Here is a 13,052-nt window from a genome sequence, read left to right as displayed (position 1 = left end):
CCCGGCAGCGCGATGTGCGGACAGTCACCCCGTGCGGTCCGTCCGGCTCTACTCTCTTAAGACACCCACGCATCACTAGGACCCTCTCCGTGGCCGGACGCTTCCCTCCCCGCCCCACCCCCACGACCCTGCGTGGCGGGGATGTCGTCGTACCCACCGGTGTGCCACGGCAGGTCACGGCGCCGGGCCGGCGGCGGGCCTGGGCCCCGACCGGACCGCTGGACCTCGGGCTGGTGCTCGGACCGCTGCGGCGCGGACCCGGGGACCCCACGTTCCGGGCGACCCCGGACGGATCGGTGTGGCGGGCCACCCGCACACCTCAGGGGCCGGGCACCCTGCGGGTCGCGCTGCGGAGCGGGATCGCCGAGGCGGAGGCCTGGGGGCCCGGGGCGGAGTGGCTGCTCGAGCAACTGCCCGACCTGCTCGGCGCGTCGGACGTCCCCGACGCGTTCGAGCCGCGGCACCGGCTGCTCGCGCTGGCGTCGAAGCGGCGCCCCGGGCTGCGGCTGACGCGGACGGGCCTGGTCCTGGAGTCGCTGATCCCGTCGATCCTGGAGCAGAAGGTCACCACGGACGAGGCGTACCGGGCGTGGCGGCTGCTCGTACGGAAGTTCGGGGAACCGGCGCCGGGTCCCGCGCCGGGGCGGATGCATGTGATGCCGGGCCCGCGCACCTGGGCGCTGATCCCGTCGTGGGAATGGCACCGCGCCGGTGTCGACGACAAGCGGGCGTCGACGATCCTGCGGGCGGTGCGGGTAGCGGCACGCCTGGAACAGGCGACGGGGATGGAGCCCGCCGAGGCGCAGGCGCGGCTAGAGGTGGTGCCGGGGATCGGGCCGTGGACCTCCGCGGAGACCGTGCAGCGCAGTCATGGGGCACCGGACTCGGTGACCGTCGGGGATCTGCATCTGCCGGGGATCGTGGGATTCGCTCTCGCGGGCGACCGGCACGCGGACGACGAGGTGATGCTGTCCTTGCTGGAGCCGTACGCGGGGCAGCGGCACCGGGCGGCGCGACTGATCCTGCTGAGCGGCTGTGTACCGCCGCGGCGGGCACCGCGGATGCGCCGCGGGGACATCGGGCGCCTGTAGGGGACATCGAGAGGCTGTAAAGAACGTCGGGCGGTCGCAGGACCGGGAGCAGGGGCCGGGGGCCGAGGGGCGGGCTGATGCCTCCGGCCCGCCCCCCGGCTCTCACCCGACCGTTGCCCGGCTCTTACCCCGGACCTCGGGCCCGGGCCCGGGCCCGGGCCAAGCCCCGCCCGTCCTCACTGGTCCGACGAGAAGCGCACCGCGCCCGCGGGAATCCTCGCGTCGCACCAGACCCGTACCCCGTCGCGGAGTTCGTTGTCCGCGCCGATCACCGCGCCGTCGCCGATGACCGCGCCCGTGAGGACCGAGCGTTCGCCGATCCGGGAGCGCACGCCGATCAGGGAGTCGGTGATGACCGCACCCGGTTCCACCACCGCGCCGGTGAGCAGCGTGCTGCCGGAGATCCGGGCGCCCTCCCCGACGAACGCTCCCTCGCCCACCACCGTGCCGCCCGTCAGCTTCGCGTCCGTGGCGACCGACGCCGTCGGCAGGACGAGGCGGTCGCCGCAGCGGCCGGGCACCGCGGGCGACGGGGCCCGGCCGAGGACGAGGTCCGCCGAGCCGCGCACAAAGGCGGCCGGGGTGCCCAGGTCCAGCCAGTACGTCGAGTCCACCATGCCCTGGAGATGCGCCCCGGCGGCCAGGAGACCGGGGAAGGTCTCCCGCTCCACCGAGACCGGGCGACCCACCGGGATGGTGTCGATCACCGAACGCCGGAAGACGTACGCCCCGGCGTTGATCTGGTCGGTGACGATCTCCTCGGGCGTCTGCGGCTTCTCCAGGAACGCCGTGACCCGGCCCGTCTCGTCCGTGGGGACCAGGCCGTACGCCCTCGGGTCCGTCACCTTCGTGAGGTGGAGGGAGACGTCCGCGCCGGTCGACTCGTGGGTGTGCACCAGGGCGCGGATGTCCAGGCCCGTGAGGATGTCACCGTTGAAGATCAGAACCGGGTCGTCGGGGCCCGAGTGGAGGCGGCTCGCCACGTTGCGGATGGCGCCGCCCGTGCCGAGCGGCTCCTCCTCCGTCACGTACTCCAGCCTGAGGCCGAGGGCCGAACCGTCACCGAAGTACGGCTCGAACACCTCGGCGAGGTAGGACGTGGCGAGCACGATGTGCTCGACCCCCGCCGCCCTGGCCCGCGCCAGCTGGTGCGTGAGGAAGGGGACCCCGGCCGCCGGAACCATGGGCTTGGGGGTGTGCACCGTGAGCGGGCGCAGCCGGGTGCCTCTGCCGCCGACCAGGAGGATCGCTTCTGTCACCTGTCGTCTCTGCTTCCTGCCGGGACCGGCCGAACTGTCCATCGGCCGGCCAGTGTATGCAGACCGTGTTATGAGGACCGCTAAAGGCGTTATGAGGACCGTTAGAGGCGCCTTCGACGACAGTGGGGTGTCCTTCGACGGCTGTGTGGGGAAACGCCCCCGCACTCCTTCGTGCGGATGAACTCGTACGGCTTCGTAAGGGACGTCGTTCGGTGTCGTGCCGTCACCGTACGCCGCCCCGCGAGCGGTCCCCACGACGTCCCGCGACCGCCCCCGCCCTCAGCGACCCTGGTAGCGGGCCGCCGCGGAGCGGACCAGGCCGAGTTCACCGTAGAGCAGCCTTCCGGGGCACTCAGTGGCGTAGCCGTCCCGATGGCCGGAGATCACGTTCAGTCGTACGTTCTCGCCCTTTGCGTAGAGATTGCCACCCGCGGACACCAGATATGTCTTGGCGCGCGGATCCCTGCCGAAGAGGCCGAGTTTCCACGCGGTGAGCCGGGCGAGCGCGTCCACCGCGGCGGCCGACGGGGCGGTGCCGGTGTAGGTGCCGATGACGGCGATCCCCGTGGTGTCGCCGTTGAACCCGAGGGTGTGGGCGCCCATGACGGGCTTCTCCACGCCCCCCGCACGGCCTTCGTAGATGTTTCCGCACTTGTCGACGAGGAAGTTGTAGCCGATGTCCCGCCAGCCGCTGCTCACCACGTGGTAGCGGTAGATACTGCGGATGAGGGAAGCGGCCTGCGAGCAGCTGTAGTTGTTGCCCGAGGCCGTGTGGTGCACGAAGGCCGCCTTCACGGTGTTCGTGTAGAGGAAGCCTCCTTCGCGCAGACTCTCGTCGGCGCCCCAGCCACTGCGCGAGACGATGGGGGGCCGCGGGCCGACGTACGGCTGCTGCGGGCGCCCCGCCGTCGCGGCCCCCTCGCCCGCCTTCCACGCCTTCCACGCCTTCGCCGTCGGCTGCGTCGACCGCGCCGGGTCCGTAGTCGCCGTCGGCTTCTTCGAAGGCCTCGGGATTTCGAGGGCGTTGAGGGGAGCGAGACCGCCGTCGACGACGGACTCGATCGCCCCGGCGCTCGGCGCAGTGCCGAAGGCGCCCGCGCCAGGGCCGGGCGCGCCGGCACCGGGCACTCCCGGGTCCCCGTGCGGGTACGGCGTCTGCGCGGGGGCGTCTTCCCGTGGCTCCCTGCCCGGGTCGACGAGTTCGACGCGGAGGCCTTCGGGAAGCTTCGGGACGCGGGTCGCGCCCGGGCCGGCCACCTCCGCGCGCACCCACACCTGCACGCCGTCCGAGTCACCCACCCACAGCGGCGCCGTCGACCCGCGCATCCGGTTCGAGCGGCCCTCCCCGGTGTCCGGGTCGGGGCCGTGGTCCTGGTTGTGCGCCTCCAGCTCCTGCCAGCCGGACCACCGGTCCGTGCCGTGCGCCCGGGTGCGGATCCGGACGTGGCCGTGGAGTTCGGCGGCCGGGTCGTCCCAGACGACACCGACCAGGGAGAAGGAACGTACGGTCCGCGGGGCGAGCCCGCGCTCGGCCGCGGCCCCGGGGGCCCGTGAGCCGGTGAGGGGCACGAGGGGGAGCGACTGGGTGCTGCCGGGGACGGCCGACCCGGCGACCGGCCCGGCCGCCGTGGCCGGGGGCGCAAGGGGCAGGGTCAGCACGGCACAGGTGACAGCGATCGAGGAAGCAAGGAATCCACGCATGCCCCAGATATTGGACATAGTCAGACATATATGTCCATCAAGGAACTGACGGGTCGTCGGATCCGCTCGGCCGAACCGGTGGCTCGTCGCCCACCCGCCGCTCCACCCCCGGGCAGCGCCCCCGCGTACGCTTGCGCGCGTGAACGCCACCGACCGCACCCCTGCCGACCTGCTGCGTTCCGCGCTCGCCGCGGACCCCTCGCGCCCCCTGGTGACCTTCTACGACGACGCCACGGGCGAACGCGTCGAACTGTCCGTGACGACCTTCGCCAATTGGGTGGCCAAGACCGCCAACCTCCTCCAGGGCGACCTCGGCGCCGAGCCCGGCGACCGGGTCGCACTGCTGCTGCCCGCTCACTGGCAGACGGCGGCATGGCTGCTCGCATGCGCGTCCGTCGGCGTCGTCGCGGACCTCGGCGGCGACGCGGCGGCCGCCGACCTCGTCGTCAGCGGTCCCGACACGCTGGAGAAGGCGCGCGCCTGCTCCGGGGAGCGCGTCGCCCTCGCCCTGCGGCCTCTGGGCGGCCGCTTCCCGCAGCCCCCGGACGGCTTCCTCGACTACGCGGCCGAGGTGCCGGGCCAGGGCGACCGCTTCCAGCCGTACGCGCGCGTCGACCCGCAGGCGCCGGCGCTGATCGTCGCCGGGGCGGAGTACACGGGCGGGGAGGTCGTGGAGCGGGCCCGGGCCGACGCGCCCGCCCTCGGCCTGACCGGCCCCGGCTCACGACTGCTGTCCGGGCTGCCGTACGACACATGGGAGGGTCTGAGCGCGGGGCTGTACGCGCCCCTGGCCGCCGGGGGCTCGGTGGTGCTCTGCCGGAACCTTGAGCGGCTCGGCGAGGACGCGCTCGCCCAGCGGATCGAGAGCGAACGCGTCACGGCCACCGCCCCCGCCCGCTGAGCGGCCCTCCGCGGCCGTCTCGCGTGGTTCGTGCCCGCACGGGCGCGCCCGGCCGGGGCGCGCCCGGCCGGGGCGCGCCCTCCCCCGTTCGGACCAGCATCAGCCGCCCCCCGGCCCCGTCCCGGGCCATGGTCGTAAGAGCCGGACACGCTCGTACGCCGCAAGGGGGTGCACCCCGCAGTGACCATCCACGGCACCCCGTGGCGGCCACCACGCCGACGCCGGCGCTGGGTGCGCCGCTCCGCGCTCGGTCTCGCCGTGGTCGTGCTCGGGACCAGCGGACTCGGGTGGGCCGCGTACGAGAAGCTGAGCTCGAACATCACGGCGGACAACGACGCCGCGGCCGAACTCGCCCGGTACGAGAAGGAGCGGCCCACCGCGCTCGTGCGCGGCGCGCAGAACATCCTGATCATCGGGTCCGACCGGCGGTCGGGCGACGGCAACGGCCGGTACGGGCGTGACATGGGATCCGAGCGGTCCGACACCGCGATCCTGCTGCACCTGGCGTCGAACCGGCGCACCGCCACCGCCGTGTCCCTGCCCCGCGACCTCATGGTGGACGTGCCGAGCTGCCGACGGCGGGACGGCAGCCGCACCGAACCGGTGTTCACGATGTTCAACCACGCCTTCGCGACGGGCAGTTCCGCCTGCACCGTGCGCACCGTCGAGAAGCTGACGAACATCCGGATCAACCACTACATGGTCGTCGACTTCAACGGCTTCAAGAAGTTGATCGACGCCCTCCACGGCGTCGCTGTCTGCCTGAAGGAGCCGATCGACGACAAGGCCGCCGGGCTGAAGCTGCCCGCGGGCAGGGTGACACTCAACGGCGAACAGGCGCTCGGCTACGTACGCGCCCGCAAGAGCCTCGGCAACGGCAGCGACACCGAGCGAATGGAACGCCAGCAGTTCTTCCTCGGCGCACTGGTCAACAAGGCGCGCAGCAATGACGTGCTGCTGAACCCGGTGAAGCTGTATCCCGTGCTGGACGCGGCCACCTCGGCCCTCACCACGGACCCGGCCCTCGCGAGTCTGCGCGGGCTCTACCAGCTCGTGCGGGGGCTGCGGAGCCTCAACGCCGAACACGTGCAGTTCCTGACCGTGCCGCGCACCCCGTACCCGGGCGATGCCAATCGCGACCAACTCGCGGAACCGGCGGCGCGGAAACTCTTCGCGCGGCTGCGCGCGGACCAGCCCGTCGAGGTGACGAAGGAAGTTCCAGGCGATTCGCCCGCAAAAACGAGCGACAAGGGGGGCGGTTCCGGTGACGGCGTGCAGTCGCACGACGACGGAATGTCCGGAGGAAAGCCGCCGGTTGGTCCCGGAGTGCCGCGACGGAGTCCCGAACCCCCGCCCACTTTCCGCGGGAACACGGCCGCACAGGACGCGTGCGAGTAAAGTGCGCCCCAAGGCGGGGAACGCGTGAGCTAAGAACTCTCTGAGAATTGGGACGAATTGCCCGGTTGTAGGGGAGTGGAATTTGTCACCGCCGTCGCTGGACGCTGAACTGGGCGGATAGTGTGAGCGATCCGGTGCCATACCCATGAGGTCCGCCCTGGGTCACGCACTGGTTGAAAAGACCCGAGCGCCTCGAGGGGGAAGGCGCCGCGTGGCCCCGACGGAGGATTCGGACAACCGTGGACGCGCAAGGCCGTGGGCGGGCGGACAACATCGATCCCGCAGACCAGTGGGTGCTCAACCCGAACACCGGCGAATACGAACTGCGACTGACCCCTTCCGCACCGCAGTCGGCCGTGCCGAGACCCCGCCGGGGCACTCCCACGGCGGGGGCTTCGGGGGGAGCGCGCACGGCGCCCGGTCCCCGGAGGCCGGCTCCGGACACGGCGCCACCGGACACCGTCCCGGGCCCGCGCCGGCGCCGGGGCGCTCCCGAGGAGCCGCCGCCGGGGCGCCGCCGGGGGCGTACGAAGCCCAGGAAGGGCAAGGCGAAGAAGGCGCTGCTGTGGACCGGCGGAGGCATGGCCTTCGTACTGGTCGCGGTCTCCGCGGCGGGTTACCTCTACATCAAGCACCTCAACGACAACATCACGTCCGTGTCGGACGACGGCGCGAGCACCGGTGGCTTCCAGAAGGACAAGGCGATCAACATCCTGCTGATCGGCACCGACAAGCGCACCGGCAAGGGCAACACGGGATACGGCGACACCGGCAGCGTCGGGCACGCCGACACCAACATCCTTCTCCACGTCTCCAAGGACCGCTCGAACGCGACCGCCCTGAGCATCCCCCGCGACCTGATCGTCGACGTGCCCGACTGCCCGACGAAGCAGGCCGACGGCACCACCAAGGTCATCCCCGGCACGAAGGGCGTCCGCTTCAACACGAGCCTCGGCCAGGACGACCGCACACCGAGCTGCACCATGCGCACGGTCACCGAGCTGACCGGCATCACACCGGACGACTTCATGGTCGCCGACTTCAACGCGGTCAAGACGCTGACGTCGGCCGTCGGCGGGGTCGAGGTCTGTCTGGGCAAGGACATAGACGACCCGGACTCGCACCTCAAGCTGTCGAAGGGCACGCACAACATCGAGGGCGAGACGGCGCTGGCCTTCGTGCGGACCCGGCACGCCGTCGGCTTCGGCGGTGACCTGAGCCGGATCCAGCTCCAGCAGCAGTTCCTCAGCGCGCTGATGCGCAAGCTGAAGTCGAACTCCACGCTCACCGATCCGACGAAGATGCTGGACGTGGCGGAGGCGGCCACCAAGGCACTGACCGTCGACTCCAAGATCGACAGCATCGGCAAGCTGAAGGACCTCGGTCTGGAGCTGGGCAAGCTCAACCCCAAGAACCTGACGTTCACGACGGTGCCGGTGCTCGACAACCCCGCGGACGGGGCGGTCAAGAAGACGGTCGTCCTCAACCCGGGCAAGGCGCCCCAGGTCTTCGAGGCGATCAGGGCGGACGTCTCCTTCACCGCGGTCAAGCAGAAGCAGAACCAGGACAAGGCTGCCGTGAACGCCCGGCTGAAGGGCTCCCGCTCGGCCGCCTCCGACATCCGCGTCGACATCTACAACGGCGGCGCCCCGGGCGGCAGCGCACAGGAAACCCTCAACTGGTTGCAGAACACCAAGGGTGTGACCAAGTCCAGCCAACTCGGCAACGCGGGTGTGACGCTCGGCAAGACCACCCTCGAGTACGCCCCCGACCAGGCCGACCAGGCACGCAAGCTGGCGGACCTCATGGGGTTGCCCGCCTCGGCGTTGAAGCCGGGCAAGAGCGAGAAGAACGCCCAGGGACTGCCCGCGATCGTGCTGACCCTCGGCAAGGACTTCAAGGGCGCCGGGGTGCCGCTGACGGCCCCGACCAAGGCGCCGGAAGTCGACAGCAAGTCCACGGCGGACAAGGTTCAGTGCGCCAAGTGACCTGAGCGGCCTGCCACGCGTCTTACACGAGGGAAGACCAGCCCGGCCGGAGTACATCCCGTCGGGCGTGCCAAGCGTCCAACTGGACGCGTACATATCGGCGGGGCGCGAAGCGCGCCCCGCCCACGGCCACAATCCCGGGCAGGCGCGAGGCGACTCCCGGACCGCGGGACGGACCCGTTTGTCGGGTGCAGGGTGGGGAGGCAGCAACGTGGTGCAGAGCAGTGTGCGGGGAAAGGGGGAGCGACCACGTGTACGGGACGCCGGTGAACGGGGCTGGGACGGGAGTCCGCGCGAGGAGAACGGCGACGTCGTCCGGGACGGCGAGGGCGGTCCGCCCACCGAGCCGGGCGGCCGGGGCCCGGCCGACGGCGGGGGCGGACGGGGCCGGGCCGACGCGGGGCGCCCGCGCCGCAGACGCCGCGTCCTGCGCTGGTCGGCGACGGTCCTGGCGGTCGTCATACTCGGCACCGCCGGGGCGGGATACCTCTACTACCAGCACCTGAACGACAACCTCAAGAAGGACGACCTCAACATCGGCGACGCCAAGGACCGGGCGGCCGCGTCGAGGCCGAACGCCGCGGGCCAGACCCCGCTGAACATCCTCCTCCTGGGGTCGGACGCCCGGGACTCCAAGGAGAACCAGCTGCTCGGCGGCGCCAAGGACACCTTCGGGACGCCTCCGCGCGCGGACGTCCAGATCCTGCTGCACCTCTCCGCCGACCGCACCAACATGTCGGTGGTCAGCATGCCGCGTGACACCCTGCTCCAGATACCCCGGTGCACCGACTCCAAGGGGCACGTCTACCCGGCGTCGACGCAGGCGATGACGAACGACTCCCTGGGCCGTGGTGGCCCCGGCTGCACGGTCGCCACCTGGGAGAAGCTCACCGACATCCACATCGACCACTTCATCATGGTCGACTTCGCGGGTGTGGTCTCGATGGCCGACGCGATCGGCGGCGTCCCGGTCTGCGTCGACAAGAACATCTACTCGCACACCTCCTCCGGCCACGGCTCGGGCCTGAAGCTGAAGGCGGGCACCACCTACATCAAGGGCACGCAGGCCCTGCAGTGGCTGCGCACGCGCTACGGGTTCGAGGACGGCAGCGACATCGCCCGCACCAAGGCCCAGCACCAGTACATGAGCGCGATGGTCCGCGAGCTGCGCGCCAACGCCACACTGAGCAACCCCGACAAGCTGCGCAAGCTCGCCGAGACGGCCACCGCGGCCCTCACCGTCGACAAGGGCATCGGCTCGGTCGCGAGGCTCTACGACCTGAGCACCGAGCTGAAGAAGGTGCCCACCGACCGCATCACGATGACGACGATGCCGTACGAGTACGCCGGGGAGCGCGTGGTGCCCAAGCCGGGCGACGCGGACAAGCTGTTCCGGCTGGTGCGCGAGGACATCGCGCTGGACGGCAAGGGCACGAAGAAGAAGACCACGGCCGAGGCGACGGCAGCCCCGACGGACAGCGACGACAAGATCGCGGTCCAGGTGCAGAACGGCACCCGCACCTCCGTGCTGGCCTCGGTCGGCGGACGGGCGAGCACGGTGGCCCAACTGCTCGTCGGCAAGGGCTTCACGGAGGCCCGGGCGGACACCTCGACGGCGCTCTCCGAGGACAAGACGGTCATCCGCTATCCGAGCGCGGATCTGAAGGGCGACGCCGAGCGGGTCGCCAAGGTCCTGGGGGTTCCGGCGGGCTCGGTGGTGAAGTCCACGGATGTCTCCGGCGTCACCCTGGTCGTGGGCGCCGACTGGCGGTCCGGAACCGCGTACAAGGCGCCGAGGGAGGACGACAAGACCCCGCGGTCGGCGAACATCCTGAACGGCGCGACCAAGCAGTGCATGCAGGTGGACCCCGGCTACACCTGGTGATCCCGACGCGTCGGGTCCCCCTCCGTCGTGGAGAGGGACCCGAAGACCCGGTTGCCGATGTGCTCAGCGGGAGGCGACGACCGCCGGCCGTCGTGACGCGATGACCTTCCTCGCCAGCGACTTGGGGCTCGTCAGAAAGCCCCAGCCCCACGACATGTGCATGGTGGCGAGGGCGACGGGGATCCGCAGCCGCGCCTTCAGCGGCAGACCCTTGCCCGCGGGAACGGAGCCGAGGACGATCGCCGCGAGATAGCCGCCGGGGATCACGAAGGCCCAGGGGGTCAGCGCGGCGCCCACCACGACGCCGGCCGCGATCGCGCAGACCGCGGTCGGCGGGGCGAGGTAGCGCAGGTTGATGGAGCCCTCGTGGTAGCGGGCGACGACATGACGCCAGCGCCCGTAGTCCTTGTACTGCTTGGCAAGCGCCTTCACGCTCGGCCGGGGCCGGTAGGACACCTTCAGCTCCGGCGAGAACCAGATGAGCCCGCCCGCCTCGCGGATACGGAAGTTCAGCTCCCAGTCCTGGGCGCGAATGAACTCCTCGTTGTAGCCGCCCTGCTGCTCCAGGGCCTCGCGCCGGAAGACACCGAGGTAGACCGTCTCCGCCGGACCGGCCTCGCCACCGGTGTGGAAAGCGGCGTTGCCGACACCTATCTTCGAGGTCATGGCCGCGGCGACGGCGTGCTCCCAGTCGTTCTCGCCCTCGGCGTGCATGATGCCGCCGACGTTCTGCGCCCCGGTCTCCTCCAGGAGGCGGACGGCGGTGGCGATGTAGTTCGGCGAGAGCATGCCGTGGCCGTCCACGCGCACCACGACCGGATGGCGGGAGGCCTTGATCGCGGCGTTGAGCGCGGCCGGCGTCCGGCCGGTGGGGTTCGGCACCGTGTGCACACGCGGGTCCTCCCGGACCAGCTCGGCCGCGATCTCGTCCGTGCGGTCCGTGGACGGACCGAGAGCGATCACGACCTCCATCTCACCGGCGTACTCCTGGGCCAGGATCGCTTGGACGGCTCCGCGCAGATGCCGCTCCTCGTTGAGAACCGGCATGATCACGGAAACGGCGGGGAGCCGCACGTCGGGATTGGCGTTCATAGGAGGCTCACGTTACCGCGAACGGGGGACACCGGTGCGCGCCGCCCGGGCGCCGCCGGGGGCCCCGGATCTTGTCGGCCTACGGTGCCCAGGGATACCCCATCCAGCTCCGCGGAGGTCTCCCCCGTGCCCACGCCGACCCGCTCGCCCGCGCGCCCTCAGCCGGCCCGCCGCTCCCCCGCCCGGCAACCGCCGGCGGGGCGGAGGAAGACCGGCTGGACGACACGGGCGGTCACCACGCTCTCCGTGGTGGTGCTCGCCTCGGCCGGCATCGGGCACGCGGTGATCACCGGCCTCGACGAGGGCATCGGCCGCGTCGACCCCTTCCAGGACATGAAGGACCGTCCCGCGGCGGGCCACGGCATGAACGTCCTGCTGGTGGGCACCGACGGCCGCGAAAAGATCACGGAGAAGGAGCGGCGGCGGTTCCGTCTCGGCGGCGCGCCCTGCCACTGCACCGACACGCTCATGATCGTGCACCTCTCGGCGGACCGGGACCGGGCGACCGTGGTCAGCCTGCCGCGGGACTCCTACGCGGAGGTGCCGACGCACACGGAACGGACGACCGCGCAGCAGCGCGGCACCCACCCGATCCGGCTGAACGCGGCGTACGCGGAGGGCGGCCCCAACCTGACCGTGCACACCGTCGAGAAGATGACCCATCTGAAGATCGACCACTATCTGGAGGTCGACTTCATCAGCTTCATGAGGACCGTGGACCTGCTCGGCGGTGTCCGGGTGTGCACCACACAGCCGCTGAAGGACCCCTACACCGGACTGAACCTGGCCCCGGGCACCCATCTCCTGAGCGGCGGCCAGGCATTGCAGTACGTGCGCTCGCGGCACGTCGACGGGGCCTCCGATCTGGGCCGGATGCAGCGGCAGCAGAAGTTCCTGGCGGCGCTGATCGACCGGGCAACCTCCTCCGGCGTCCTGCTGAACCCGCTGAGGTTCCGGGAAGTGGCCCAGGCCGCGCTCGGCTCGGTGCGCGCGGACCCGGGCTTCGGCACGGACCAGCTGCTCGGCCTGGGCCGGGTGATGCGGGACTTCTCGCCGCGCTCCTCGGAGTTCGCGACCGTGCCGATCGGGCAGATGGCCTACGAGGTCAAGGGACTCGGCTCGACGGTGAAGTGGGACGACGCGAAGGCGCGGGCGCTGTTCGCGTCCCTGCACGACGACAAGCCGCTCGCCCCGCCCCTGCGGCCCGAGCGGAAGGGCCCGGCCGCGGTCGAGATCGACGTGGACCCTCGTCAGGTCCGGGTACAGGTGGAGAACGGGACGTCCACGGAGGGGCTCGGCAAGCGGGTGGACGACGGGCTGACGGCCACCGGGTTCCGCACGACGCGGCAGCCGGTGAACGCGGCGGCCCAGGCGGCGCGGCGCACGGTCGTGGTCTACGACCCGCGCTGGGACCGCTCGGCGAAGGCCCTCGCGGCGGCCCTGCCCGGCAGTGAGCTGCGCGCCACACCGGGGCAGGGGCCGACGCTGAAGGTGATCGCGGGGGCGGACTTCAAGGAGGTACGACGGGTGAGGACGGCACCACCGTCGGCTACGCCGGCACCGGGGCCCGCGGTGATGACCGGGGACGAGGTGGTGTGCCCGTAGGGGGTGGCCGCCCTCGTCGCCCTGCGCGGCCCTTCGTCCCGGCAGCCTTGCGCGGCTGTCGGTCCTCGGGACCTTGCGCCGCCCTCAGACCTCGGGCCCTTGAGCGGCTCTCGGCCCTCGGGACCTTGAGCA

The 13,052-nt window shown here is 71.6% G+C and carries 9 protein-coding genes; 6 read left to right on the top strand and 3 right to left on the bottom strand.

Going from position 1 to position 13,052, the window contains the following annotated elements; all coding sequences use genetic code 11:
• Positions 1-89 precede the first annotated feature (89 nt).
• The gene (locus ABZ823_RS17385; RefSeq protein ID WP_361660286.1) at positions 90-1,091 is read left to right on the top strand and encodes a DNA-3-methyladenine glycosylase 2 family protein; all 1,002 of its coding nucleotides are present in this window, start codon (positions 90-92) and stop codon (positions 1,089-1,091) included.
• 176 nt (positions 1,092-1,267) lie between these two features.
• Here the strand turns inward: ABZ823_RS17385 and ABZ823_RS17380 are convergent, their stop codons facing one another.
• The gene (locus ABZ823_RS17380; protein WP_361660283.1) at positions 1,268-2,350 is read right to left on the bottom strand and encodes an NDP-sugar synthase; all 1,083 of its coding nucleotides are present in this window, start codon (positions 2,348-2,350) and stop codon (positions 1,268-1,270) included.
• 279 nt (positions 2,351-2,629) lie between these two features.
• Positions 2,630-4,051, bottom strand: a complete 1,422-nt coding sequence (locus ABZ823_RS17375; RefSeq protein WP_361660280.1) for a peptidoglycan recognition protein — start codon at positions 4,049-4,051, stop codon at positions 2,630-2,632.
• 139 nt (positions 4,052-4,190) lie between these two features.
• On the opposite strand from ABZ823_RS17375, the gene ABZ823_RS17370 reads away from it, so the two are divergent.
• From ABZ823_RS17370 to ABZ823_RS17355, 4 genes are all read left to right on the top strand, one after another.
• On the top strand, positions 4,191-4,952 hold the full coding sequence (locus ABZ823_RS17370) for a TIGR03089 family protein (protein ID WP_361660278.1): 762 nt from the start codon (positions 4,191-4,193) through the stop codon (positions 4,950-4,952).
• 186 nt (positions 4,953-5,138) lie between these two features.
• On the top strand, positions 5,139-6,350 hold the full coding sequence (locus ABZ823_RS17365; protein ID WP_361660353.1) for an LCP family protein: 1,212 nt from the start codon (positions 5,139-5,141) through the stop codon (positions 6,348-6,350).
• A gap of 239 nt (positions 6,351-6,589) precedes the next feature.
• Positions 6,590-8,338, top strand: coding sequence for an LCP family protein (locus ABZ823_RS17360; protein ID WP_361660275.1), 1,749 nt, complete (start codon positions 6,590-6,592; stop codon positions 8,336-8,338).
• Positions 8,339-8,549: 211 nt separating this feature from the next.
• Positions 8,550-10,223 (top strand): LCP family protein, encoded by a 1,674-nt coding sequence (locus ABZ823_RS17355; RefSeq protein WP_361660272.1) that lies wholly within the window; start codon positions 8,550-8,552, stop codon positions 10,221-10,223.
• Positions 10,224-10,286: 63 nt separating this feature from the next.
• On the opposite strand, the gene ABZ823_RS17350 is transcribed toward ABZ823_RS17355, so the two are convergent.
• Complete coding sequence (locus tag ABZ823_RS17350; protein ID WP_361660269.1) at positions 10,287-11,315, bottom strand: glycosyltransferase family 2 protein; 1,029 nt, start codon at positions 11,313-11,315, stop codon at positions 10,287-10,289.
• A gap of 126 nt (positions 11,316-11,441) precedes the next feature.
• Between ABZ823_RS17350 and ABZ823_RS17345 the strand changes: the two genes are divergently transcribed.
• Positions 11,442-12,920: an LCP family protein gene (locus ABZ823_RS17345; protein WP_361660266.1), complete on the top strand. Its 1,479-nt coding sequence runs from the start codon at positions 11,442-11,444 to the stop codon at positions 12,918-12,920.
• Positions 12,921-13,052: the final 132 nt, after the last annotated feature.

The sequence above is a fragment of the Streptomyces sp. NPDC047079 genome (genome assembly GCF_040643755.1).
Taxonomy (GTDB): Bacteria; Actinomycetota; Actinomycetes; order Streptomycetales; family Streptomycetaceae; genus Streptomyces.
The sequence above is the reverse complement of the archived record's forward strand: the minus strand, read 5'-3'. Positions and strand labels throughout refer to the sequence as shown.

Excerpts from the sequence above, each read along its gene's own strand:
- ABZ823_RS17375 (WP_361660280.1), bottom strand. The coding sequence starts at position 4,051 with ATGCGTGGATTCCTTGCTTCCTCGATCGCTGTCACCTGTGCCGTGCTG.
- ABZ823_RS17350 (WP_361660269.1), bottom strand. The coding sequence starts at position 11,315 with ATGAACGCCAATCCCGACGTGCGGCTCCCCGCCGTTTCCGTGATCATG.